The 26,253-nt window shown below is 38.4% G+C and carries 19 protein-coding genes; 1 reads left to right on the top strand and 18 read right to left on the bottom strand.

The features are described from left to right. Positions 1 to 196: 196 nt before the first annotated feature. Positions 197 to 406, top strand: a complete 210-nt coding sequence (sspI, locus tag K1I44_RS03260; protein WP_077429330.1) for a small acid-soluble spore protein SspI — start codon at positions 197 to 199, stop codon at positions 404 to 406. A 38-nt stretch (positions 407 to 444) separates the two neighbouring features. Here sspI and xylB read toward each other — a convergent pair whose 3' ends face one another. The 18 genes from xylB to K1I44_RS03170 form a co-directional block, all read right to left on the bottom strand. Next, entirely contained in the window at positions 445 to 1,947 is a 1,503-nt protein-coding gene (gene xylB, locus K1I44_RS03255) for a xylulokinase (RefSeq protein WP_219985247.1), read from the bottom strand. A gap of 17 nt (positions 1,948 to 1,964) precedes the next feature. Further along, entirely contained in the window at positions 1,965 to 3,290 is a 1,326-nt protein-coding gene (xylA, locus tag K1I44_RS03250; RefSeq protein WP_219985246.1) for a xylose isomerase, read from the bottom strand. Positions 3,291 to 3,376: 86 nt separating this feature from the next. Continuing rightward, positions 3,377 to 4,024, bottom strand: coding sequence for an SGNH/GDSL hydrolase family protein (locus tag K1I44_RS03245; RefSeq protein ID WP_219985245.1), 648 nt, complete (start codon positions 4,022 to 4,024; stop codon positions 3,377 to 3,379). Between the two features lie 43 nt (positions 4,025 to 4,067). Next, a complete protein-coding gene (locus K1I44_RS03240) occupies positions 4,068 to 4,862 on the bottom strand; it encodes a Nif3-like dinuclear metal center hexameric protein (protein WP_219985244.1) in 795 nt (264 codons plus the stop codon). 46 nt (positions 4,863 to 4,908) lie between these two features. After that, positions 4,909 to 5,754: an SDR family oxidoreductase gene (locus K1I44_RS03235; RefSeq protein WP_219985243.1), complete on the bottom strand. Its 846-nt coding sequence runs from the start codon at positions 5,752 to 5,754 to the stop codon at positions 4,909 to 4,911. Further along, positions 5,751 to 6,848, bottom strand: coding sequence for a mannonate dehydratase (gene uxuA, locus K1I44_RS03230; RefSeq protein WP_219985242.1), 1,098 nt, complete (start codon positions 6,846 to 6,848; stop codon positions 5,751 to 5,753). The genes K1I44_RS03235 and uxuA overlap by 4 nt, the downstream gene beginning before the upstream one ends. A gap of 15 nt (positions 6,849 to 6,863) precedes the next feature. Further along, a complete protein-coding gene (gene uxaC, locus K1I44_RS03225) occupies positions 6,864 to 8,258 on the bottom strand; it encodes a glucuronate isomerase (protein ID WP_219985241.1) in 1,395 nt (464 codons plus the stop codon). 33 nt (positions 8,259 to 8,291) lie between these two features. Further along, a complete protein-coding gene (locus K1I44_RS03220) occupies positions 8,292 to 8,930 on the bottom strand; it encodes a bifunctional 4-hydroxy-2-oxoglutarate aldolase/2-dehydro-3-deoxy-phosphogluconate aldolase (protein WP_219985240.1) in 639 nt (212 codons plus the stop codon). 15 nt (positions 8,931 to 8,945) lie between these two features. After that, on the bottom strand, positions 8,946 to 9,899 hold the full coding sequence (locus K1I44_RS03215; RefSeq protein WP_219985239.1) for a sugar kinase: 954 nt from the start codon (positions 9,897 to 9,899) through the stop codon (positions 8,946 to 8,948). Between the two features lie 30 nt (positions 9,900 to 9,929). Then, on the bottom strand, positions 9,930 to 11,438 hold the full coding sequence (locus K1I44_RS03210) for a GH39 family glycosyl hydrolase (RefSeq protein ID WP_219985238.1): 1,509 nt from the start codon (positions 11,436 to 11,438) through the stop codon (positions 9,930 to 9,932). 11 nt (positions 11,439 to 11,449) lie between these two features. Next, entirely contained in the window at positions 11,450 to 13,492 is a 2,043-nt protein-coding gene (locus tag K1I44_RS03205; protein ID WP_219985256.1) for an alpha-glucuronidase family glycosyl hydrolase, read from the bottom strand. A 150-nt stretch (positions 13,493 to 13,642) separates the two neighbouring features. Beyond that, positions 13,643 to 17,815, bottom strand: coding sequence for an endo-1,4-beta-xylanase (locus K1I44_RS03200; protein WP_219985237.1), 4,173 nt, complete (start codon positions 17,813 to 17,815; stop codon positions 13,643 to 13,645). Between the two features lie 41 nt (positions 17,816 to 17,856). Further along, positions 17,857 to 18,843 (bottom strand): endo-1,4-beta-xylanase, encoded by a 987-nt coding sequence (locus K1I44_RS03195; protein ID WP_219985236.1) that lies wholly within the window; start codon positions 18,841 to 18,843, stop codon positions 17,857 to 17,859. A gap of 27 nt (positions 18,844 to 18,870) precedes the next feature. Next, positions 18,871 to 19,806, bottom strand: a complete 936-nt coding sequence (locus K1I44_RS03190; protein ID WP_219985235.1) for a carbohydrate ABC transporter permease — start codon at positions 19,804 to 19,806, stop codon at positions 18,871 to 18,873. 17 nt (positions 19,807 to 19,823) lie between these two features. After that, entirely contained in the window at positions 19,824 to 20,759 is a 936-nt protein-coding gene (locus K1I44_RS03185; RefSeq protein WP_052009560.1) for an ABC transporter permease, read from the bottom strand. A gap of 139 nt (positions 20,760 to 20,898) precedes the next feature. Continuing rightward, positions 20,899 to 22,575 (bottom strand): ABC transporter substrate-binding protein, encoded by a 1,677-nt coding sequence (locus K1I44_RS03180; RefSeq protein WP_219985255.1) that lies wholly within the window; start codon positions 22,573 to 22,575, stop codon positions 20,899 to 20,901. A gap of 265 nt (positions 22,576 to 22,840) precedes the next feature. Next, on the bottom strand, positions 22,841 to 24,643 hold the full coding sequence (locus K1I44_RS03175) for a sensor histidine kinase (protein ID WP_370627953.1): 1,803 nt from the start codon (positions 24,641 to 24,643) through the stop codon (positions 22,841 to 22,843). After that, positions 24,561 to 26,111: a response regulator transcription factor gene (locus tag K1I44_RS03170; protein WP_219985234.1), complete on the bottom strand. Its 1,551-nt coding sequence runs from the start codon at positions 26,109 to 26,111 to the stop codon at positions 24,561 to 24,563. Before K1I44_RS03170 ends, K1I44_RS03175 begins: the two co-directional genes overlap by 83 nt. Between the last annotated feature and the right edge of the window lie 142 nt (positions 26,112 to 26,253).

The following is a 26,253-nucleotide window of genomic DNA, read 5'->3' as shown; positions in this document are numbered from 1 at the left end:
TTGAGATTTCGTGTACAATTCACTGTATAGTCCTCCTTGGTCTGATTTTAGGTGTTGACACCCCTGCATCATACCAAGAGGGCTTTTTTCTTTCAAGTCCCCGAAAACCTTTCTAACAGGAATGCTCTTTTATGAATAGTAGTTACCATTATAGCAAAAACTACTTACGCAATACATAAAGAATGGAGTGAAGACGATGGACTTCAACTTACGTGGTGCCGTCATGGCAAACGTCGCAAACAGCTCGAAAGACCAATTGGAACATACGATCGTCGATGCGATTCAACAAGGGGAAGAAAAATATTTACCCGGTCTTGGTGTCTTATTCGAAGCACTATGGAATCACGCGACAGAAGAACAAAAACAATCAATGCTTGAAACATTAGAAGAAGCAGTAAAAAAATAGCCTTCGCATTGAAGGCTATTTATATTTAAGGGGGATCTTCATTTTCTAAACGCTTTTAACTTCTTAGATATTTCCTTTGTTTGTGTATATATTTCCTTATACACCAAGAAAAATTCCTTGTACCTCTCTACCGCTTCGTTATTTGGCTCAACAATTTGTTCTACCTCTTTAAATACACGAGCACAATGTTCTAAGGACGGAAACCACTTACACCCATAAGCTGCAATCATCGCGGCGCCCATGCTCGGTCCCTGCTCGTTTTTTAACTTTTCAATTGGGGTGGCAAATATATCCGCTTGAATTTGTAACCACTCTGCACTTTTAGCGCCCCCTCCAATTGAAACGACGGTATCTATTCGTTTTCCGCTTGCTCTAATAATTTCAACAGATTCATTTAAAGAGAATGTAATTCCTTCTAAAACAGCACGAGCAAAATCCCATATCGTATGAGTAGCATCCACTCCGATGAAAGAGGATCGAATATCTGCATCTGCATAAGGTGTTCTCTCTCCGACTAAATACGGCGTAAACAATAATCCATTTGCCCCAATAGATGATTGACCATACGCTCGTTTGACAATTTCGGAAAAGGACATATCATTTAGCAACGTGCGCTTGAACCAATCAAAACTATATCCGGCAGCTAATGTTACGCCCATAATGTAGTACGAATCTGGTTTTGCATGATTAAAATAATGTACTTTTCCTCCAAATTCTTTTTCACCTGTTTGCTCAAATGCAAGTACAACACCAGATGTCCCAATACTACACATCGTTTGTCCTTCTTCCAATATACCTGCACCAATCGCACCACATGCGTTGTCTGCTCCCCCAGCAAATACTTTTACACTTGTTGTAAGACCTGTTTTTTCCGCTATTTCAGGTAACAACGTACCAACATAATCGGTAGCTTCCACTAGTGGGGGACATAACCGAATGTCGATATCAAGTAATTGACAAATTTCTTGACTCCATTCTTTTTTTCTTATATCAAGAAGTAACGTTCCTGCCGCATCGGAATATTCCATGGCAACATGGCCAGTAAGGCGCATGCGAACATAATCTTTCGGCAATAAAAACGTACGAACTTGCTTATAAAGATGGGGTTCATGTTTTTTCACCCACAATAATTTTGGTAATGTAAATCCTTCAAGTGCCCGATTTTTTGTAATGGATAACAATTTCTCATTTCCAATTCTCTCTTCAATCCATCGACATTGCTCCGTCGTTCTTGTATCGTTCCAAAGAATAGCTGGTCGCACAACCTCATTGTTTTCAGATAATAACACTAACCCGTGCATTTGCCCAGAAAAACTGATGCCAACAATCGAACTTGGATCAACATTTGATACTTGCAACACTTTTCGCAATGCAGTAATCGTTTTTTCTACCCAATCTTCTGGGTTTTGTTCGCTATATCCTGAATGTGGTTGGTAAAGGGGATACGCTTCCGTACTCTCCCCTTTGATCTTTCCTGTCCAGTCAATAAGTAATGCTTTAACTGCACTTGTTCCTAAATCAATACCAATGACGTGTTCCAAGTTCATCCCTCATTTCATTAACGTCCTGCACAAACTTCGAGTAAATATTGATTAAGCAACGTTTTCAAACGCTCTTGACGTCCTGAATGATTGTGGATATCCCCAAGTTGCAATGCATATGTCTCTAGCGTATGAAAATTGGCTCTACCCTCAACAATGTCGCGACCAATTCCTTCAGTATAACTCTTGTATCGTTCCTCAATGACGGATTCAAATACACGATCTTCAATTAGGCGGTGTGCAACTTTTAATCCAATTGCAAAGCTATCCATACCGGCAATATGAGCGTAAAATAAGTCCTCCGGTTCGAACGAGCCACGTCTTACCTTAGCATCGAAATTTAATCCACCACGGCCAAGTCCGTCATTTTGTAAAATTTCATACATCGCAAGTGTTGTTGTATATAGATCCGTTGGAAATTCATCTGTATCCCAACCAAGCAACGTATCTCCTTGATTTGCATCAACAGAACCTAACATGTTATGAATGCGTGCAACTCGCAATTCATGTTCGAATGTATGCCCGGCCAATGTCGCATGGTTAGCTTCAATATTAAATTTAAAATAATCTTTTAGTCCATATGTTTGTAAAAATGCTAACGCTGTAGCGACATCAAAATCATACTGATGTTTCGTTGGTTCTTTCGGTTTTGGCTCAATTAAGAATTGTCCATCAAAACCAATTTCTTTTGCGTAGTCAACAGCCATATGCAAGAAACGGGCTAAATTGTCAAGCTCTAGCTTCATGTCGGTGTTCAATAACGTTTCATACCCTTCTCGCCCGCCCCAAAATACATAGTTTTCTGCACCGAGCCGCTTAGCGATTTCTAGTCCCTTTTTCACTTTCGCCGCCGCATATGCAAACACATCAGCATTGCAAGAAGTGGCTGCACCATGCACAAAACGTGGATGCGTAAATAAGTTAGCCGTATTCCAAAGCAACTTTGTTTTACTCGTCTTCATATATTGTTCAATCATATCAACGATTTCATCTAAGTTTCTATATGTCTCTACAAGATTATCTCCCTCTGGCGCAATATCAACATCATGAAAGCAGAAAAATGGAATGTCCAACTTTTCAAATAATTCAAACGCTGCTTCAACACGTGCTTTGGCTAAATCCATGCCACTATATCGATTCCAAGGACGAATAGCTGTTCCAGCACCAAAAGGATCCGATCCATCTCCTACAAACGTATGCCAGTATGCCACTGAAAAGCGCAAATGCTCCTCCATTGTTTTATCCCCTATTTTTTCTTGAGGATTATAGAACTTAAAAGCAAGCGGGTTCTTCGATGTTGGCCCTTCATAAACTACCTTGTTAACGTTTTCAAAATAAACCATGTCGGATTCCTCCCTGATTTTTATAAAATCTTCAAGTTGAATTATAACAGGTTTAAGTTAGTTTGTCTATCTAATAAACAAAGTTGTCACAATTCTTTTTTCCAATCGAAATTAATTGCGTCCAAAAAAGCTTGTGCAATAACCATATGCCCTGGTGCTGATGGATGAATACGGTCCCAAGCTAACGAAGCAGGATAAAAAAATTTTAGTAACCTATCAAAGGCCTCTTGTATATCGACGAATAGGCTATTTGTTTCTTTCGCGATTTTTTTTACAACTGAACCATATTGATCCATTGTACAACGCATGGCATCTAATTTGTTACTTTCTATATAAAATGGCGACATAAGAATGATTCCTTCGACTGAATGTCTTGTTTCTGTAACAAGTGTTCGCAATGTTTCTTCATATTCATCTAAGTACACATGCTTTTCTTTCATAAAAGGAGTATCGTACTGACGCCAAACGTCATTAATTCCAATTAAGATTGATAGCCAGTGCGGCCGCTCATGCATAACATCTTCTTGCCACCTCTCCTTCAAATCCCGAACAGTATTTCCACTGACCCCTTTGTTAATAACCCGGATCCCCATTTCTGGATAATTTACTTGCAGTAGAGCGTTTACATAAGAGACGTAACCCGCTCCTAATTCATTATCCTTGCCTTTTGTACGGTTACATTCGGTTATTGAATCACCGATAAATAACAGCTTATGCCCTCGTCCAATCTTCATTTTTATCCTCCTCCAAAATTCAAAAAACAGGAAAATACTTTAACTAAACTATTTGAAACACAGGCCTTTCATCAATAAAATGAACAGGGATATTAGGAAACGTTGACTGCAATTGCTCCGCCAAATATTTCATCCCTGGCTCTTCACTTTCAGAATGGCCAAGTACGATTAAAGACTTACGTTTATCTTGTTGTAAGGAATCTCTCACATACTCTGGAACCTCCCATTCTGGACCTTCTCCATAAATAATTAAATCTAACTTTTCTTGTTCAAATAAAGGGATACATAATTCCCCACTCCCCCTATAACCTACTAACACTCCGATTCGTGTACAATACATAGACAAATCTCCAGTGACCCGCACAAATGGAATTTGCAACTGCCTCTTCACATATTCAGCAATATCGCTTAATGTTGTAGGAGGAATGGAAATTATTGTTGTATGCAAGCGATGATTAGAAACATATTTTTCCCATCCTAAAGCACGGAGCAAGCCAAGCATTATGCCGTCGGGCTTTTGTCGATGCAAATAATCATGGAAACGATAAACTGCTATACCTGACTCTCGAATTAAGCGTAGCTTCTCTTGATATACTGAATCATTTTGGAACATTACCATATGATCACTATGACTATAAAATAATCCTTCATGTGTGATAAGAAGATTAGCCCTCCTCAGGATCGTTTGCTCTATGACATAATAAGTAGGCATAAAACTCACCGAAATCCCTTTTACTTCCATGTTGGTTTCACCATACTTGAGGGAGTCTACAGTATTAGGAACTTTTTCTACTCCCTTCACTAATTGATCAACTACATGCTGAACAGTAATCCGCATACTCTTTTATCCTTTCGAAAAAATCACGTTGATTAATATCTCCAAACTATACTCCTGAATATGCTAAAAAACCACCATCTACAGGTATAATCGCTCCTGTTACAAAACCACTCATCCGATCATCCACCAACCAAACTAATGTCCCTAACAAATCTTCTGGATTACCTAATCTTCTCATAGGGGTATGAGATATAATTTTCCTCGTGCGCTCTGTGTATGAACCATCCACATGTTTAAGAAGATGCTCATTTTGTTTTGTCAAAAAAAACCCCGGAGCTATCGCATTAACACGTACCCCCACCTCAGCCACATGTACAGCAAGCCACTTTGTGAAATTTTCCACTCCAGCTTTTGCTGCGCTATATGCAGGTACTTTCGTCATCGGCCTCGGAGCGCTCATTGAGGAAATGTTAATGATCGTTCCCCCTCTACCAATCATCTGTTTAAGGAACAGTTGCGATGGAATGAGTGTACCGAGAATATTTAAATTGAAAACATATTCAAAACCTTCCTTAGTCAAGTCAAAAAAAGTTATAATTTCTTTATTTCCTAAATCCCACAGTTCTAGAACTTCTTTTGACGTGATCCCTTTCGAATGATTACCACCTGCACCATTAATAAGTACATCACATGATCCATAAGTAGCGAGAACTTCTTCAGCAGCTTTAGTTACACTACCCACATCCAACACATTACATTCAATAGCTAAAGCTTCTCCACCACTTTTCATAATATCTTCTTTCACTTGCTCTGCCTTCTCAAGCGTTCGATTCAAAATAGCTACTTTCATACCCTGACGAGCCAACTCTTTTGCCATGTAACTACATAAAGTGCCTCCGCCACCTGTTACAACTGCTACTTTCCCTTTTAAATTTTGATGAATGGGTATCATCTATTTATCCCCTTCCCTGTCTCTCTTTTCTCGTTCTCCAAACTATCCCAAATACCTAACAAATACATAATGCCAAGAGCTCGATCATACAATCCATAACCCGGCCGTGCTTTCTCCCCCCATATTGTTCGACCATGATCTGGACGAATATAACCTTTGAAATCTAATTCATGCAAAACTTTCACAATCTCGCATATGTTTAATGAGCCGTCGCAGCTGCGATGTGACGTTTCTTCAAAATTTCCATTTTCGAAGGTTTTTATATTTCTTACATGAACAAACGGTACACGCTTTCTCTCTAAAAAATATCTAAATATCTCGACCACATCGTTATTTGGGCTTGCCCCTAATGATCCAGAGCATAGAGTCAATCCATTTGAATGGCTATCAACCATATTGGTTATTATTTCTAAATCTCTTTTATCCTTTACAACGCGAGGTAGGCCGAACACTGACCACGGTGGATCGTCCGGATGAATAGCCATTTGAACACCACATTCCTCTGCGACTGGAATAATTTGTTCCAAAAAGTAACGTAAGTGATCCAATAAATCATCCTCTGTTACCCCTTTATATAATTTGAGGAAATACTTTATTGTTTTCAATCGTTTCGGTTCCCATCCGGGAAGTAAAAAACCATTTGACCCATTCTCAATAAATCTTACTATTTCTTCTGGCTCTATTTCTTCAATCTTTTCCCTTTCATAAGCTAATACACTTGCACCATCTGGACGCACTTTCGCTAAATCAGATCGAATCCAGTCAAAAACAGGCATAAAGTTATAACAAATCACTCTCACCCCTGCTTTTGAAAGATTGCGAATCGTTTGTTTATAATTGTTAATGTACACCTCCCTAGATCGAAGGCCTAACTTAATATCTTCATGAACATTAACACTTTCAATTACATGAAGATGAAACCCTTTTTCGTTAACTCGGTGTTTTAGCTGTAATATATCTTCTAGAGGCCAAGTTTCTCCGACCGGAATATGGTATAGCGCGCCTACAATTCCTTCAACACCTGGAATTTGTCGAATGTCGTCTAGTGAAACTGTATCATTTTCTTCTCCAAACCATCGAAACGTCATTTTCATGATCTACCTACCCCTTCAATGATCGAAGTACTTTTTAGCATTGAAATAACATACATTTTGTACAATCTCCCCTAAAAAATCATAGTCTTTAGGAGCTATTCCCTCCTCAATCCAAGAGCCGAATAAATTACATAAGATTCTACGAAAATACTCGTGACGTACGTAAGATAAAAAACTTCTAGAATCAGTTACCATACCAATAAATGTACTTAATATTCCGACATTAGAAAGATCTTTTAAATGTCTTACAATTCCATCTTGATGATCGTTAAACCACCAAGCAGCCCCGAATTGGATTTTTCCTTGTATCCCTTCTGATTGGAAATTACCAATTGCTGACGCCACGATATAGTTATAGGACGGATTTAGTGTATATATGATTGTTTTAGGGAGCTGATCCACCTCATCCAAAGCATTTAAAAAATCGTTCAATGGCTTAGCCATAAAAAAGTCGTTAATCGAATCATAACCTGTATTCGAACCAATCTTCCGAAACATCTTCTTATTAGCATTCCGAACGGATCCAATGTGCAATTGCATAATCCACCCAAGCGAGTGATATAAACACCCTAGAAAATGAAGAGTAAATGTCTTATATTTTTGCTCCTCTTCATGACTCAAAATAAACCCGTCTCTCCTCTTTTGAAATAACGTACTAACCTCATAAAAATCACTCTCTACATAAGTCATTGATTCAAGACCGTGATCAGCCGCTTGACAACCAATTTCATGAAAATCATGCACTCGACTCTCAATAGCTTCCAGCAGTTGTTTATAATTCTCAATCGGTATGCCCGTAACCTCCCCTAATTTGTGCACATACTCTAGAAAATATCCGTCATTAATTTCTATAACAGCATCCGGACGAAAGGACGGAATTACCTTTACCGAAAATGACGGATCTTCATTAATCTTTTTATGGTGCACTAAATTATCGAGCGGATCATCCGTAGTTCCAATCCATTCTACATTCGACTTAAGAATGAGAGCTCGAGCAGAAAATTCTTCTTCCAGAAGCTGTTTATTACAATGATCCCACACAATTTTCCATGTTTTCTCATTTAAAAGATCGTCAACACCAAAATACCTTTTTAATTCTAAATGTGTCCAATGATATAGTGGATTGCCTATACAGTGTGGAACCACTTTTGCCCATTCCCGAAACTTTTCAATATCTGTCGCATCCCCAGTAATATATTTTTCCTCTATCCCCAACGCTCTCATTGCCCGCCATTTGTAATGATCACCTTCTAACCATAGCTCTGTCATGTTGTGAAATCGGCGATCTTCAGCGATTTCTTTTGCTTTCAAATGACAATGATAGTCTATAATTGGTAACATCTTAGCATAACCATGATACAACTCTTGAGCGTGTTTGTTTTGTAATAAAAAATCATCATGAATAAACATATTTGCCCTTCTCCTTTTCACAATCCCCCAACTTCATAAAGTGTACCCCTTTCGTGTAATGGTTGTAAGTGTAAGCGCCCTTCGTGTAATTTCTTGTAATTCTCTATCATTTAATAATCGCCTCGTGTTGACTAGGGAGTTGCCTATACCGACCGCATCTACCCCTGCTTTGATATATTCACAAATAGTTTCCTCATTTATCCCTCCCGTTACCATCAAAGGAATGTGTGGAAGGGGTTCTTTTATTTGTTGAATATACTTTGGTCCAAAAGTAGATGCAGGAAATACCTTTATCATATCCGCTCCGCACTGAAAAGCAGCGACAATTTCCGTAGGGGTCAATCCCCCGGCAACGCTAAAAATCTTCCGCTTTTTCGCTATTTGAATGACATCAACAGAGAAGGACGGGGAAACGATGAACTGAGCTCCGACTTCGATGACTCGTTGCGCTGTTTCGGAATCAATTACCGTTCCCGCACCAACAACCATTTCTTCTAACTCTAGCACTGCTTTTTCAAGTGCATACAATGCTCCTCTCGTTTCCATCGTGATCTCCATAATTGGAATTCCACCTTGTTGCAAAGCCAACCCTATTGGAATAATATTATCCACTGTTGCTCCCCGTATAACTGGGACAATTGTAATACTCCTAATGAATTCAAACAAATCCATGGAATCCCTTCTTCCTCATCTCGTTATATCTTCTCCCGATTGATTGACTAATCGTTCTACGTCTACGCGCTCTGGCATTCCTTCTACGTCTCCTTCCACCATCGTTACCAGTGCCCCAACCGCATTCGCTCGTCGCACAGCGTCGATTACTGGTAAACCTTCAATTAATCCAGATAACAGCCCGGCAGCAAAACCATCGCCAGCCCCTACAGGGTCAACAACATGACTGACTGGAAAACTCGGAACGTATCCATTGCCCGTTTCTGTAAAATAATGTGCCCCTTGGGCTCCTAGTTTAATAGCCACGAGTGAAGCACCACTTTCAATAAGCTTTCTTCCCCACTCTTCAATTGTTCCTTCCCCTAACAAAAATGAAGCCTCTTCAATTCCAGGAAGAATAATATCTGCCTGATCAATGAGACGAGACATCACCTCTTTCGCCACATCTAAATTAGGCCATAATTTCATCCGAAGGTTTGGGTCAAAAACAACTTTCACTTTGTAATATCGTGCTATCGCAATTGCAGCAAAAATAGTTTCTTGGCAGCTTCCGCTTAATGCAGGAGTAATTCCAGTAATATGCAAATACTTTGCCTTAGAAATGTATTCCTCATCTAAATCTTCAGGGGTTAACTGACTTGCTGCCGAACCATGGCGATAATAGTATACACGGATGTCATTGTGTCTTCTCTTTTCTTTAAAATAAATGCCCGTCTGTGCTTGATGAATTACCTTTGTTTGGCTAACATCTATTCCTTCCCCTTTTAAAAAGGATAAGATTGCCCTTCCAAATTCATCATCCCCTACTTTGCTAATCCATCCAACACGATGACCTAGCCGTGCTAGACCAACGGCAACATTGGACTCTGCTCCTCCAATTCTCTTTGTGAACGTACTCGCTTGTCTAATTAGTCCATCACTCGTTGGTGTAAATACAACCATTGACTCCCCAATTGTGATTACATCCATCTTATTCCTCCAATGACATTTTCTCTATATTTACAAAGGATACGAAGCTATCTCACTATCATCTAAACCGACATAACTTTCTGTATCATCGCTCATGCATTCAATTTCAATGAGCGTCACTTCATTTTTCGTTAGAACAACCGGCAACTGAACGATGCCATTCAACCCTTTTTTACATTCTGTCAAGATATGTGGATGTGCTATCTGCTTTAACGTTTCAATCTGTTTTTGACTTGGAAAACGAGGTCTCCCCATCTGCCTCCACACTCTCCACACATTCCCATGTTGTTCATTAACTATTTGACGCTTAATAAAAATATTTGAAAAAGGAACAGGAATATCGAGCTGTATCGTTCTCTCACATTCCTCTTTGCCCATTACTAAATTCCATAGTATCGCAACAATCGCTCCGTCTTTTCTTTTTGTAATAATCATTTCTGAATCCCGATAAAGCAATTCCTCTCCTAACGCCCGAAAAAATGTAAAAACATGAAATGTTGGTTTCGGAATTAAATGAAATGCAACTAGCCCAAATCCACCATGAAATAATGATTTTGGAACGTCCATTTCTTCAAACACATCGCTAAATGTCCAATAAGAAAATGAGTCTACATAGTCTCCACCCTCGCTCAAAATGCGAGCAATATATGCCGCATTGAGCGGGGTATCGTGAATCGGGTTAATGGGACTATACGATGTATTATACTCTGTAATATGCAAAGGTAAGTGTGGAAATGGGGACTGACGAATCAAGTTGCGAACAGATCGAAATTGCTCAATCATTTCTTCAGGAGGATGAAGTTCTTGATAGTAATGTTCAAACGTTACTTTGTGTGGCGCCTTGGATGTATAGGCATGTCGACTAACAAAGTCAACTGGTACGTCCCGCTCCCCACAAAAGTTAAGAAAATCTACAATCCAGTCATCACTTCCCCCACAAATTGCTGGTCCCCCAACTTTCAAATGAGAATCAACACTCTTTACAGCACGTGCTGTCACCTCATACAATTTAAAATATTCTTGTTTGTCTGCTCCCTTCCAAAAAACTTCTAAGTTCGGCTCATTCCATACTTCAAAAGGCCATTTTCTTACTTCCTCTATTCCGTATCTCTGTATGAAATGAGAAATGACTGCAACAATTAAATCTCTCCACTTGTTGTAGTCCTTTGGTGGAGTTACGTTACCCTTCCAATAAAAAACGGTCTGATCTCCTGAAGCAAGAGCACTCGGCATAAATCCCAATTCAATAAACGGACGTATGTTTAGTGATAAATACGAATCAATGATGCGATCAATGTATGTGAAGTTATAAAACGGTCTCATTTCTCCTGCAACTTCGACCTCTCGATAAATTCCAACATCATCCGAAAGTAAGCCGTGTCCCCTAATGTACTGGAACGATATTTTTTGTTGAACGAATTTTAAATGATCGATATATTCCTTTTGCAAAGCGAGTCCTAATCTCCCTGTTCCAACACAAAATCTCCACTTATCTTGAAACTTTTCATACCCATGTCTCGGTATTTTCACAACCTTCATAAACTCCCTCCTCATTGATAAATTTTTCGTCCGTATTGATCTTTAATGCCAGATTTACGATAAAAATAAGTATTAATAACATCACGCCACTCTTTAGCATGTTCAATTTGAATTGTTAATCGTTCTAATACGTCTTTGTAACGTTTTTCATCAATTTTCCCCTCTAGGTGCTCCCACTTTTTTTTCAACTGCTTGGCTTGTTCCACTCCTTCAAAATGAGTGTCATAAATATGTTGAATGACAGTCTTTCCTGATTTCAGTCGGTGTGAATACGGTACATGGTGAAAAAACAGCAATAATTCATCAGGACAGTCCTCTAACGATTCGTATATTGTAGCGTTTTCCCGAAAGTATTGCGATGCATATCCTGTCCCACTCCATGTTGTCCGATCAACACCAATCCCATGTCGATCCGCGTAATGATACGTTCCCCAATGTGAATATTCATACCCATCCACGTTTGGTCCATAATGATGCCCCGGATTTACCATCCATCCTATTCCAAGAGGAGAAGTGTAATTTTCATAAATTCTCCAGGAAGATAGAAGCATATCGCTAATCAGTTGGATGATTTGTGGATCATCTCCAAATGTTTGTATAATCCATTCCTTCGTAATTTCATCAGCTGATAAACTAGGATTCCAAGCAAGTCGACCGAAACCGTATAAGTTCGCCTGGGCTAACGTATGACCGGTCCAATTCGGCTCATCACCAATATTAGATACTCCTGCCATACCGCTATAACGATAGTTGAACAAAGAACCATCGATTACTTTTTTAACCTCTGATCCTTTCCCATTTGCATACGTATCAAATTCCAATACCTCTTTCCATTGAGGAACGAGATAACATAAATGCTTCTGCTGTCCCGTATATTCTTGTGTAATTTGAACCTCCATCATTTGGTTCGTTCTCGGCATTGCACCAAACAACGGAGAAACAGGCTCCCTAACTTGAAAGTCCATTGGACCGTTTTTAATTTGCAAAATGACATTATCGTGAAACTGTCCATCTAATGGTTTAAAGTGGTCATACGCTGCTTTTGCCCGATCTGTCTTTCGATCTCTCCAATCTTGCTGACAGTTATATACAAAACACCTCCAAATAACAATACCTCCGAACGGTTTCAACGCTTCAGCCAACATGTTTGCCCCATCAGCATGACTACGTCCATACGTGAACGGACCAGGTCGAAATTCAGAGTCAGCTTTAACGATAAAACCACCAAAGTCCGGGATGAATTGATAAATACGATGAGTAATATTACTCCACCATTGTTTAACTTTAGAATCAAGAGGGTCTGCCGTTGGAAGCCCTCCAATTTCAATTGGACTAGCATAGTTGACACTCAAAAATGTTTTAATCCCATATGTCCTAAAAATACTAGCTACTTCCGATAACTCTGGTAAAAATTCATCAGTAATTAATTTTGTTTCCGTCTGATGAACATTTACATTATTAATTGAAATTGCATTAATTCCTACTGATGAAAGTAATCTTGCATAATCTTTCACTCGATTACCATTGTTTAAAAAACGACCATTATGAAAGAAAATAGATCTACCAGCATATCCACGTTCAATGCTACCATCCATATTATCCCAATGGTTAATCATGCGCAGGGAATTGTTCGAATGTTCAACAATTGATAGATGATGTATATCTTCTTTCATTTGCAACAGTCGTAAAAAATGAAATACACCATACAATGTATTTGTACTATTTTTTCCAGCAATATATATACGTAATATCCCTTTATCAATAAACGATCGGATGATATACACATCAGAACGAATACGTAATAATTCCTTATCACATAACAGTGTTTTCATTAACTCCTCATCATCAATCGTCCCAATCCAAATAAAACTTTTTGTAACAGGTCGCGATACAACATCTGGTTCGACACCAAACATTGATGTAATGCCAAATTTCAATTCTTCTAATGCAGCATATAAGATAGGGTCCAATTCTTTCACAACTATTGTTTCAAAACAAGCCTCTTTATAACTGGCATTTTTCTCATACCTTAGCCAACACGATTCATATCCCATCACTCAATTCACTTCCCTCTTTTTCTACTATGTCCATCGAAAAAGAACACTCCAAAGAATAAATATTTTCATCTACGTTGGAACGCAATCCTATATTTTACTATCAAGAAGGGGCTAGATAATTACTTGAAACTAGCCCCTTTCATCAACTTAGTTATACAAGTTGATTAATTGCAAAGTTTTTAACAACACCTTTGCCATTTCCGCACGTGTCATTCGACCTGCTGGGTCAAATGTACCGTCTGGGCGACCTTGTACGATCCCTGCTTGATATATTGCTTCAATGGCCTGTTTTGACCATGCTGGCAATTGACTCGCATCACGGAAATCCGCTAGTTTCTTCGTTTGATCTTTTGCCGCCTCGTCAAAGTTGACGAACGAAAGGTTAAGAGCACGCTCGATCATGACAGCTGCTTGCGCGCGTGTAATCGGCTCATTTGGTGCAAACATACTTGGCGTCTTTCCTTGAATCATGCCGTACTTTACCGCCGCAGCAAGTTCACCATGTTGGTTAAACCATTCTGTTCCTTTCACATCGGCAAATCGTCCATCATATGTTTCACCCGGCAACGCGAGGGCACGCACTAGCAATACGGCAAATTGTGCACGCGTCATCGGCTCATTTGGTCGGTACGCCGTCTCTGTTACCCCGCGAACGAGCTGTTTTGCTGCCAACGAATCAATATACGGCTTCGCCCAATGTTGACCGACATCGGCAAACGTTGTTGCTCCTTCGACGACAACATACGTCGAGTTCGTTAACGACTTCGCTACCGCTTTTTGATCGACGAACGTTGTCGGTACTGGAGTCAATGACCCATCATCGTTGACGCGCACAACTACCGCGCGATTTGGCTGAACAGGTTGTTTGAGCGCAATCTCTCGCTCGACATATTGAGTAAAGCGATCAATAGCTTGTTCCTTTCCATTTGCTTTTGCGACAACGTGGAACTGTACCGCATCAGACAACATTTTCACCCGTAATTGTGGCGCATCTTTTACTTTCATCTCGATGGAAATGCTTACTTGATCTACCGTCGTTCCGAGTTGTTTAGCCACTTGATCTACTGCTTGCTTCACTTCTTTTGCTGTCAATTTATACACCGCTTGTTCACTCGCACTAACAATCGTCGCATCGGATTGCTTATTCGCTGCTTGAACAAACAACGCCGCAGGTACGTCTACTTTTGTTGCTACATCTTTAACGAGCGAACCTGTGAAAATGACGACTTGTTTCTTTTCATTTGAAAGTTCGTTGACAATTGTTGCAATATCGTTCAACGAAACGGTAGCAACTTTTTCAACAACTTTTCCATCTCTCTCTTTCACTTCCACTTTCGGCTCAACGACAACTGCACCTTTTTCTGGCGTTGTGCCACTGCCTGGCGTTGTGCCACTGCCTGGTGTTGTGCCACTTCCTGACGTTGTACCGCTACCCGGCGTTGTACCACTGCCCGGTGTTGTACCGCTGCCCGGTGTTGTGCCACTGCCCGGTGTTGTGCCACTGCCCGGTGTTGTGCCACTGCCCGGTGTTGTACCGCTGCCCGGTGTTGTGCTACTGCCCGGTGTTGTGCCACTGCCCGGTGTTGTGCCACTGCCCGGTGTTGTGCCACTGCCTGGTGTTGTGCCACTGCCTGGTGTATCTTCATTATCTAAAGTAGTCAAAAGAACAAGTGTCCCGAATACAGATGTATCCATATACGCAGTTCCAGTTGTATCATTCCAGGCTGCTACACTCTGACGCGCACCATTTTTCCCATCGTTAATTTGAACATCAAACCCTATTTCATAACCATTTTTTACTTGTATACTTCTCAAAGGGATTTTCATCTCCACTACATAATTAGTCCCAAATACATTAGTTTCGGATATGAATCCATTTTCAATGCTTGGTGGATTGAACGATGTTTCGTTGTCAAAATTTACTCTATATTGTCCGTCATCCTCTTGGTAAAACGATGTTTTTGCATTATTTTCGTCCACAAACACCTCTACCGAATCCTGCTCCCAAGGATTTGTACTCGACTTATCTAGCTGGTCGTCGTTAACTTGTACTAACACATACAGATGCCCTTCATCCCAAAGAACTTTAGCAGTTCCGCTTGCACCTTGCCACGCCATTTGATAACGGTCAATAGGGATAGAAGGCACACCGTTCCAAATGGAATCGACGACTCCATCAATTACAGGTGTACCATACAAAGCAACTGCTTCCCGTGCCTCCTCCGTCACAATAGGATTTTCTTGTATAAATGTATCAGGATCAATTACAGCATAGTAACTCGGCTTGGCCTGTAAATTTCGATCAAATAACAATGGGCTTGTTGACGCACGCCAACTTGCCGCATCGTTTAATCCCCATAACGTAACTCGGGAGATATACGACGCTTTTTCTTTGAATATTTTGAATAATTTAGCGTATAAATAGGCTTGTGCTTTGGACTGTTCCTCCGTAAGATGATTATCCGTTCCAGCTTGAATATCGAGTTCAGTGATACTAATCTCCACATCAAGAGAAATAAATCTTTCTAACGACATTTTTACATTATCTGGATTTGTTCGTATACTGTAATGTCCTTGCATTCCAATTCCATCAATTAATTTTTTGCCAGGATGCTCTTGTTCAAATTTTTCATTAAGCTCTTTTACCATATGATAAATGGCTTGTGCTTTCTTTTGATTATCTTCATTGTAATCATTGTAATATAGCTTAATATCCCAACCATTTTCGTCTACAACTTGTCGTGCGATTCGGAAAGCTTGCTCAACATAATCGGGACCGATTGAATAGTACCATGGTGACTTCCTTAATGACTCCTCCCAATTATTTGGATTAGGTGGATTATCAATGATCGCTTCATTGACAACATCCCACGAAATAACTTTATTACCAAAATGTTCAATAACGGTTTCGATGTGGTTTTTTAAGTTTTCTAACGCCTCCTCCCTACTGAGAAAGCTTCCATCCTCTCTAGTGGTCATCCATTCGGGTGTCTGCTGATGCCATACGAGAACATGTCCATGTACTTTCATCCCTTCTTCTATAGCTTTATTTACAATACTATCTGCTGCTTCGAAGGTAAAGTTTCCTTTAGTGGGTTGTAAATAGCTAGGTTTCATAGCGTTTTCTGCTGTTATGCTGTTGTAATGCAACTTGAGAAGCTCGAGTCTCTCTCCATCCAAATCAGCAGCTGATACGGCACTACCAACTAAGAAGTCACTTTCATAAACGCTCTTGATAGGGAGAAGATCCTTTTGTACAGAGATAAGGTCTCCACTCTTTACTAAACGAACATCATCAATATAAAAAGATGCAGTACTACTATTTGGGCTTTCCACGTAAATCGTTAAATATTCCCCTCCCGAACTATTGTAGCGATACTTTCCTTCAAACAGTACCCATCCATCATCAGTACTAATTACCTTACTTAAAATATTGTTGTAACTCGCACCACTTCCACTTCCGACTTGAGTAGATAATTGAATTTGTGCATTTTCAGGTGAAATGAGTTTAACCCACAAGGAAATTGTGTATTCATATCCTAGATCAATATATTTCTCAATGCGTAAGGAAGGACCATGCCAGTTTTGCACTCTATTTTCTATTTTTAATGCGTACGATCCCCCTGGGGTTTTGTTATCCTCGTTGGTTACAGTTAATTTCTCTGTTCCTGCACGCCCCTCAAATCCACCTAAACTTTGATCTTCAAAATCAATCATTTCAAAAGGTAAAGCCGGTGGTCTTAAAATAGGAGTCTCACCATCTTCTCCTCCTACATCACTAGTTGAAATTGAAAAATACCCGACATAAAATGAAACTGTTTTACCATTATCGTTGGATTGTATACGAAGACGGGTATCTCCTTTACTCATGTCAAGAGTAAACGTTGTATTTATAGTGAACGATTCTCCGTTCTTTAAGTCGGCACTTGCTAACCATCCATATGTTTTATCTACAGTTTGCAAATACACTTGAGCTCCTGAAGGAACAACTTCACTTTCATCGACATATCCTGTAATGTTGATCGTATATGTTTTTCCATCTTGTAATCCAAGATCTGAGAAATAGAAATCTACTCCGTCCCAGTTATTCGATCGATTACTAATATATAATGCAGTTCCATCTTCATTCCCTGTAAACAGTTTATTTTCTACTAGAGTGAGGGTTGCACCACCAGATTGAACATAGTTTCCTTGTTCACTAAATGTTTCCTCATAAACGAGGATGGAATTCATTTGTGCATATGAGATAGGAAACGTCGGAACGATAAGCAAAAACATAAGTAATACAAGGAAGACTTTCTTGACACGACGCTTATACATTTTATCCTCCTCCTAATAAGTATAATTTTTTACAAAAATTATTAACATGTACAAACTTTCCAAAAAGCTGGCTTCGGCTGATGATTTTCATCAAACAAAAACGGCCAATTTTTTCTTTGCTTGACTGGAAAATTATCAAGCCATGTATAATCGTCTGCGATGCCCCAAAATGTTACATTTCGAATGACATCGCTGTACTCCTTAAATAAGGAAAAAATTTGGTCATATCGCTCCGCTTGCTTATCAACCATTTGATCCGTCGGCTTTATTAAATCATTTCGATGATCATCAAACTCGAACATAGATATGTCCAACTCTGTAATATGTAGTTGGACACCAAGGGAGGCGTATCGTTCGATAGCTAAACGAATCTCTTCTAATGTCGGACGAGTCAAACTCCAATGTGCTTGCAACCCTATACCATCAACTGGTATGTATTTTTCAAGTAGTGACTTCACTAACTTGTAAATTTTCTCCCTTTTTTCAGGAAATGACTCATTATAATCGTTGTAAAATAAAAGGGCATCTGGATCAGCTTCCCGTGCATAGAGAAATGCCTTTTCAATGAATTCCATGCCAGCTATTTCACTCCATCTAGAAATACGCAATAAATCGTTACCTTCATCCGCAACGGCCTCATTAACGACATCCCAGCAGTACACTTTTCCCTTATATCGTCGTACAACAGTTGAAATATGTGCTTTCAACCGTTCAAATAACAATTCTCTTCCAATTACCTTTCCTTCTCGATCATAAAACATCCAAGTCGGAGTTTGGTTATGCCATACGAGGGTATGGCCGCGTACTACCATGTTGTTAGATAAGGCAAAATGAACAATTTCATCAGCCTGTTCAAACGTAAATTCCCCTTCTTTCGGTTGAAGATGTTCAAATTTCATATGATTTTCGGCAGTAATGCTATTCACATGGCTTACTAATAGATCTTTTTGCGTTTTAATTGTAATAGGGCTAACAGCGGCACCAATGCGAAAATGCTCTTTGTACACTTCACGTAACGGCGGAATCATACTTATTTCCCTCCAAACTGTATATTTTTACTCCCCTTTTACTCCTCCTAAAGTTAATCCTTTAATAAAATACTTTTGTAAAAACGGATAAACCAAGATAATAGGCAAACTAGCAATAATTGTCATTGTGGCTCGAATCGATGCAGGGGTCACTGCGTTCGATTGTCCACTCGCATTTGCAAATGCGTCCGCTGCCGTTTTCCCTGACATTGTGGCATTCGTATTTTGTAAGATTTTCATTAATTCATACTGTAAAGTACTTAAATTGGGATTAGATGAATTATAGAGAAACACATCAAACCACGAATTCCATTGATACACAGCAACAAAAAGAGACACCGTAGCTAGAACCGGCAAGGAAAGAGGAAGTATAATTTTAAAAAATATAGTAAATTCCCCAGCACCATCAATACGAGCCGATTCAACTAAACTATCAGGAAGACCTTCAATAAATGAACGAATAACGATCAAGTTGAATACACCGATGATGCCAGGAATGATATAGACCCAAAACGTCCCAATCAAACCGAGGTCTCTCATTAATAAATACGTTGGAATTAACCCACCATTAAAATACATTGTTAAAACGAAAGCGATGGTCACAAATTTTCGAAATATAAATTCTTTCCGACTAATAACATACGCTACCATGGCTGTACAAAATACTGAAATGGCTGTGCCCAGAACGGTTCTCAACACAGAAATAAATAACGCGTTTAATAATGTATTTTCCTTCAACACATATTGATAGTTATATAATGTAAACTCTCGTGGCCAAAGATATATTCCACCTTTTATCGTGTCATTTGCATCGTTAAGGGAAATGGCCAATGTATTTAACATCGGATAAAGCATTACAATGCACAACATGATCATAAAACTGTAGTTAAATATGTTAAATAATATGTCTCCCCTAGACATGTAACGAACCTTACTCCTAAACGCTACATTGATTTTTTGCATATCCATCTACTCCAATCTCAAAATAATCTTGCCTGTCCGAGACGTTTAGCAATATGGTTAGCACTAAACAATAAAATGAAGCTTACGACTGTTTTAAAAATTCCTGCTGCTGTAGCAAGTGAAAAATTCCCCATGGAAATACCATACTTAAGAACGAAAATATCGAGATTCTCAGAATAATCTAAGTTCATCGGATTTCCTAATAAGTACTGCGGTTCAAATCCCGTTTCTAAAATATTCCCTAAATTTAAAATGAGCAAAATAACAATGGTCGGTTTTAAAGAAGGGAGGGTAATATAGAAAATGCGTTGTAATCTCGATGCCCCATCAATTTCTGCTGCCTCATATTGCTCAGGATCAATCATTGCGATAGCAGCCAAATAAATAATTGTATTCCAACCTACATTTTTCCACACTTCTGAAACTCCGATAATGCCCCAAAAGTATTCACCGATCCCTAACCAAAGAATAGGTTCATCAATGATCCCCAATTTCTGTAGTACAATATTGACAATACCGTTCTCCAGCGATAAAGCATATGAAATGATCCCCGCTGCTACTACCCAAGAAAGAAAGTGAGGCATATAGCTAATCGTTTGTACAATTCGTTTAAATTTCCCATTATACAGCTCATTAAACAAAATGGCTAAAGTAATTGCAGTAACAAAACCGAGGACGAGATTAATGACACTCATTGCCAATGTGTTGCGCAACACTCGTAAAAATGCTTCATCTTGAAAGAGAAACTTAAAGTGTTTCCATCCAACCCACTCTTGCTCACTAAATGGAAGTCCAGGACGATAATCTTGGAAAGCCATTGTCCAGCCCCACAACGGAACATATTTAAAAACAAATAACCAAATGAGAAACGGGAAACTCATCAAAATTAAAGCTCTTTGCTGAATAACTGTTTTCCAAAACTTCCTCTTCTTTTTCACCTTCTTCGGTAACATAGGAGGGGAAGGCTCTTTTCGAACGTTTTTTTCTAGCTCCAATTTTTAGCACCTCTTTTACTATGTTATTTACATTTGGAAAAGAAGGACCTAGTCAAACTATAAATAGTAGACCGGTCCATCTTTATCTTGAACTTTTTTATTTTTTCCCCTTACTCTGTTCCACCTTCATTTTTACATATTTCGTAATCTCCTCTTCAAACGCCTTTATATCCAATTTGTTGTATTCTGTCACATAATCTTTCCAATTATCTTCGAATTTACTAGGTGGGTCTAAAACTAATTTCGGGAAATATTTTCTTTGTAAATCTTGTTTCTTTTGTTGATAAATTTGCGCTGGTGATCCTTGTTTGAGTGGCGCGCCCCATGCCGGATACCAAGGACGTTCATCAGGCTTTGCAAATAAGTCTGAGAATACTTTCGCACCGTAAGCCTCTAAAATCTTTTTATCTCCTTCGGTATAGCTTGCTTGAGCGACTTCAGGTTGCCTGCGCGGCTCCCATGCATTTCCGTCAGAAAACATACCGTTTCCACGTGGCCAATGCCATTCGAAGTAAATAAATCCAAATTGTTCACGAAATTGTTCATCTGATGTTTTTTGGATTTGCTCTTCTGTTCGATAGTAACGACCATTTTCATCAACTTCATACGTTTCCCCTTTAATTCCCCACATCATTAATTTTTGATTTTCCTCTTTAGCCATATTATCCAGGTATTTGATAATACGAACCGGATCCTTCGCACTAACCGTGATACCAAGTCCACGATTAAACACATTGGCCGGAGGATCTATATATTGATCCTTAATATTGTTATCAAACACAATCGGAAGTGGCATATAACGTAAATCGTCATTTCCTGATCGCTTCAGAGAATCTAATGCCTGCCCTGCCTGCCAACCATAATCGAAAAAGCCTAGCACTCTTCCAGAAGCAATTTTTGCTAAATACTCGTCATAGTTAGAAACAAATGATTCTTTATCAAATAGACCTTTTGCATTAATCTCATTTAATTTTTTCAACCAACGTTTCGTATACTCCCCATTTCCATACACTTTAGCCTCGTGCGTTTGCATATCAACAATAACTTCCCCGTCGTTCGGGTAACCAGCTAAATGCGCTGGCGGGTTGGAAATAGCGAAAAATCTCCAGTCATAAGTGAGTGCAGTAAAGCCAATCGTAGGCTTCCCATCTGTTTGCGGATACTTTTCTTTATATTTCTCAATCAAGTCGAAATACTCATCCAACGTTTTAATTTTTGGATATCCAAACTCTTTTAATACGCGTCTTTGAATCCAAAACGCCCCTTGGTCAATATCTGGATTCGGAACGTAACCGTGGTTGACACCAAAAGGTAATATATATATGTTTCCATCTTCTGACTTCATTTGTTCTAAATATGGTTCATATAATTTTTTTAAATTTGGAGCATGTTTTTCGATAAGATCGTTTAACGGGATAAACGCTTTGGCATCAATCAATTTATCAATAGCCGCATCAGGTACTAACGTATCAGGATACTGTCCACTGGCAATCATCGTACCAATTTTCGTATTAAGATCACCTACTAAATATTCCATTTTCACGTTAACACCAGTTTGCTCTTCGAAAATTTTTCCTATTCTCGTTTGATTTGCTTCAATATTTTTTAATGAGGTACCTCCATTAAAATAAGTAAAAGTAAAAGGTGCTTTCTCATCGTTGTTTGTTGAAGATGACTCACCCTTATCGCTACCGACGTTCGCTTTTTCGTTACAAGCGGTTACTAAAAGAAGCAACAAACTTAACAGTAAAGAAACAAGTACATTCCTTCTCATTCTTTTCCCCCTTTTTCGTGTAATTGCTTTTTCATTCATCTTCTCTCCCCCTTTCTTGTAAGTGCTTTCATTATAACGCCTACACAAAAGCTTGATTAACCATATAAAGTTAAGATTGTACTTAAAAAAGTTAAGTTCACCGCGATAAGTATATAAATAAAAAAGCCCCCAAAATGTGGGATTCCCCACCTTTTTCGGAAGGCTGCCATGTTTTATGTTACATACAATGTGTTAGTATACAGATAATCCCCTCAACATATAGTCTCTATTCCTCCAGTTCCAGCGGCAGAAAAATTTTCACAACTGTTCCGTCATCATTGAAAATTTGAAAAATGAACCGATCTCCATACAACATTTTCAAACGATAATACACGTTTTTAATCCCTATATTTCCCCATTCCTCCTCCTTATTCAATGATTCAAAAAGCTTCATAAGAGTCTGTTCTTCAATTCCCGGACCATTGTCACGAATGCATATTTTCATCCACTCCTCTTCTTTTATTATTTGGACATTCACTTTTCCATTTTCTCTTTTAGTCTCCATTCCATGTTTAAATGCATTTTCAACAAAAGTGAGGATGATCATATTCGGAATTGTTTTCTCATATAATTCCTTATCTACTTGGATATCGTAGGAAATCTTATCACCAAATCTGTATTTCTGTAAATTAAGAAAAGACCTCACTATGCGAATCTCCTCACGCACCGTCACCCAATCTCTTCCCCAACTAATTGATTTTCTTAAAATATTAGCCATATTTTCAATCATTTCAGCCGTTTCGTATTCTTTTTTAACTACACTTCTCATACGAATAGTTTCTAGAACGTTAAAAAGAAAGTGCGGATTAATTTGATTTCGTAATGCTTCAAGTTGGGCTTGTTTCTTTTTTAATTCTAATTCCTTTTTTTGGATACTAGCTACATACACATCTTTAATTAGTCTTTTCATTTTATATGACATATGATTGAATGCTTGAGTGAGCTGACCTATTTCATCACGATAGATGTCCGTTTGAATGGTTTCAAACTGCTCATTTTCTATCTTTTTTATATATTTCAACACTCTCCTAATACGAGCATTCAATGATCGGGAAATAGAAAAAATAATTAAAGAAGGAATAAGCAAGTTTAAAATCGTTAAATAAAAGACAAATGCCCCCGAATAATGGATCTCCTTATATATTTTCTCAGAATCAATTAATCCTATTACTTTCCAACCTTTAAAGTACTCTCCTTCTCCGTACTTATGTTCTACAATTATGTTTTCGTTCCCAACTTGAAAATGAGCAACGGTATCTTGGATGTCACTAGAAGTAGGTAAGCTTGTTGCATATTCGATTTTTCCTTTAGAATTAACTAAATAAACACTTCCTGGGAATGTTTTATTTTGAAATAAATAGTTTATTACATTTCTATCTAAATCTATTTTGACAAATTTTAATGTTTCATTATAAACCGTAAAATAATCCAATTTTCTCACAATAAAAAACTCGCCATTCACGTGAATAAGGTTCGGTAACGAACTCATCTGTCGATACCATTCCGTTTGTTGTATATTCACCGTGAGTGGCTGAACTTGAGCCGAAAACATGACAGTAGGATTACTAGTGAAAAAGGTGATAGAGCGAATAAACGGATACATATAACGGTACTTATTAAACTGAGGTAAAATTTCATTGTAAGATTGTACGTATTCTGCTTCTGACTGATACTGCCGATCTAACATTTCATTAATTTGATTATCCATGTACAACAATGTTGAAATGCCCATAGCTTGCTCGACATGTTGCTTCCAATCATTTTTTATTTGCTCGATGACTAATGATGCATCGTGTATCCTTTGTTGCTTCAAATTTTGTGTGGTAACGTAGTAAAAAAGCCAATTCGTTACAACGACAGGGATAAATACTGCAAAAATATAAAGTAGCGTTAGCTTATCTTTTAACTTTATATTATGAAAAAGCTCCATGCGTCTTCTAAAAAAATTACGTGCGAATTGTTTGCTTACGATACTCAGTAGGTGTAAACCCTTCCATTTTTTCGAATTGTGTGACAAAATAATCAACACTCCCAAACCCTACTTGTTCAGCAATTTCATAAATCCTTAAATCCGTTGTCCGAAGAAGCTTTTTCGCTTGCTGAATGCGCAACTGTAGTAAAAATTTTTTAAAATAAACACCATATGTTTTTCTAAAAAGCTGTCCCAAATAAACTGGATTCATATAAAACTGCTGAGCGATATGTTTTAAACTAATATTTTTATGGTAGTTTTCTTCAATATATTTTTTTACTTTGTGGATTTCACACGTAATCAGTTGTTCTCTTAACTGGGAGACTAAATTCGCGCATTCAACAACAAAATGACTAAATCGCTGTTCTAACTCATTCAAACTAACATTATAATTTCTACATTTCATTACATTTGAAAATGTTTTTAACTGTTCTGCATCCCCTCCGAACTGTTTTACAATATTAGTTACTTCTCTCACTAAATAAGTGATCGAAGATTTCACAGCCTCAACAGCAAAAAGCTTTGTTCGAAATTCGTCAAAAATATGATTTACAACACATAAAACGTCTGCTATTCGTGATTCTTCTATATATTCAATCAATTTTTCACAAAGTTTCCCGTCAATATCACCATAATAAATGTCTATCCCTTCAATTCGTTCGTACAAGATCGGTCCGTCATCGATCACATATTTGTAACTCATCATATAGTATACTTGTTCAACAGCCTTCCGTAATTGATTAAAACCTAAAATGAAGTCGCTAGCGTACACAGTCGTGCTCAAACCTAATTGCTTCAACTGCTCATATAATATGCTTATGTTCTCAAACATTTCTGTTTCTTGTCCGGTCATTAATAACAATCCGTATCGATCTAACTCATGTTCATAAATAGGAAAGTGGAGAGGTTGTTTAATTTTCTTTTTGAAAAGATCCTCAATTTTATGTCCCACGTAAATATTATCCAAACGTTCTTCATCATTATCACGGTTCACTTCTACCATAACGTAACAGAATAAGGATGAGGCAGGAACACCAAAGCGTTGAACTTGCTCATACACGGTCTCACAGTCATTCTCTCCCTTAATTAACTTGTGAAACAATATTTTTAAAAGTTGCTCTTCCATCACTTTCGCTTGTTCCTTTTGTGCATCTAATAAACGAAAAATTCTCTCCAACGCACGTTCTAACTCCTTCTTAGAAATCGGTTTAAGAATGAAGTCGCAAACCCCATACTTAATGGCTTGTTGGGCGTAGCTGAATTCACTATGTCCGCTAATAACAATAAACTTAGGACTAATAAATTGACTTGAAGTTACGCACCGAATAAGCTCTAATCCATCCATCCCAGGCATGCGAATATCTGTAATGACCACATCCGGCTGTTCCTTTTCAATTATCTTCAACGCATCCTCCCCGTCACTAGCCTCACCACAAATCTCATATCCACAGCCTTTCCAATCAATCAACACCTTCAGTCCTTCTCTAATAAATACCTCATCATCTACAAGCACTACTCTGTACATCGCTTCTCCCCCACTTCACTTTGAACATTCCTTGAAAACAGCTGATCTTCTTACAACTTGATACAATGTGTAAACTATTACGGGGATGAGAAACTCTCATCTCATTTTTTCTAGCTGTGAGTAACATGGAGGACTTTATATT

Source organism: Anoxybacillus sp. ST4 (genome assembly GCF_019448545.1).
GTDB classification, from domain to species: domain Bacteria; phylum Bacillota; class Bacilli; order Bacillales; family Anoxybacillaceae; genus Anoxybacillus; species Anoxybacillus pushchinoensis.
This window is presented reverse-complemented; position numbering and strand designations above follow the sequence as displayed.

Excerpts from the sequence above, each read along its gene's own strand:
- K1I44_RS03240 (WP_219985244.1), bottom strand. The coding sequence starts at position 4,862 with ATGCGGATTACTGTTCAGCATGTAGTTGATCAATTAGTGAAGGGAGTA.
- K1I44_RS03235 (WP_219985243.1), bottom strand. The coding sequence starts at position 5,754 with ATGATACCCATTCATCAAAATTTAAAAGGGAAAGTAGCAGTTGTAACA.
- K1I44_RS03170 (WP_219985234.1), bottom strand. The coding sequence starts at position 26,111 with ATGTACAGAGTAGTGCTTGTAGATGATGAGGTATTTATTAGAGAAGGA.
- K1I44_RS03245 (WP_219985245.1), bottom strand. The coding sequence starts at position 4,024 with ATGAAGATTGGACGAGGGCATAAGCTGTTATTTATCGGTGATTCAATA.
- K1I44_RS03185 (WP_052009560.1), bottom strand. The coding sequence starts at position 20,759 with ATGTTACCGAAGAAGGTGAAAAAGAAGAGGAAGTTTTGGAAAACAGTT.
- K1I44_RS03180 (WP_219985255.1), bottom strand. The coding sequence starts at position 22,575 with ATGAGAAGGAATGTACTTGTTTCTTTACTGTTAAGTTTGTTGCTTCTT.
- uxaC (WP_219985241.1), bottom strand. The coding sequence starts at position 8,258 with ATGTTTATTCATGATGATTTTTTATTACAAAACAAACACGCTCAAGAG.
- K1I44_RS03220 (WP_219985240.1), bottom strand. The coding sequence starts at position 8,930 with ATGGATTTGTTTGAATTCATTAGGAGTATTACAATTGTCCCAGTTATA.
- uxuA (WP_219985242.1), bottom strand. The coding sequence starts at position 6,848 with ATGAAAATGACGTTTCGATGGTTTGGAGAAGAAAATGATACAGTTTCA.
- K1I44_RS03190 (WP_219985235.1), bottom strand. The coding sequence starts at position 19,806 with ATGCAAAAAATCAATGTAGCGTTTAGGAGTAAGGTTCGTTACATGTCT.
- sspI (WP_077429330.1), top strand. The coding sequence starts at position 197 with ATGGACTTCAACTTACGTGGTGCCGTCATGGCAAACGTCGCAAACAGC.
- K1I44_RS03200 (WP_219985237.1), bottom strand. The coding sequence starts at position 17,815 with ATGTATAAGCGTCGTGTCAAGAAAGTCTTCCTTGTATTACTTATGTTT.
- K1I44_RS03210 (WP_219985238.1), bottom strand. The coding sequence starts at position 11,438 with ATGAAGGTTGTGAAAATACCGAGACATGGGTATGAAAAGTTTCAAGAT.
- K1I44_RS03215 (WP_219985239.1), bottom strand. The coding sequence starts at position 9,899 with ATGGATGTAATCACAATTGGGGAGTCAATGGTTGTATTTACACCAACG.
- K1I44_RS03205 (WP_219985256.1), bottom strand. The coding sequence starts at position 13,492 with ATGGGATATGAATCGTGTTGGCTAAGGTATGAGAAAAATGCCAGTTAT.
- K1I44_RS03195 (WP_219985236.1), bottom strand. The coding sequence starts at position 18,843 with ATGATTCCGCCGTTACGTGAAGTGTACAAAGAGCATTTTCGCATTGGT.
- xylA (WP_219985246.1), bottom strand. The coding sequence starts at position 3,290 with ATGGTTTATTTTGAAAACGTTAACAAGGTAGTTTATGAAGGGCCAACA.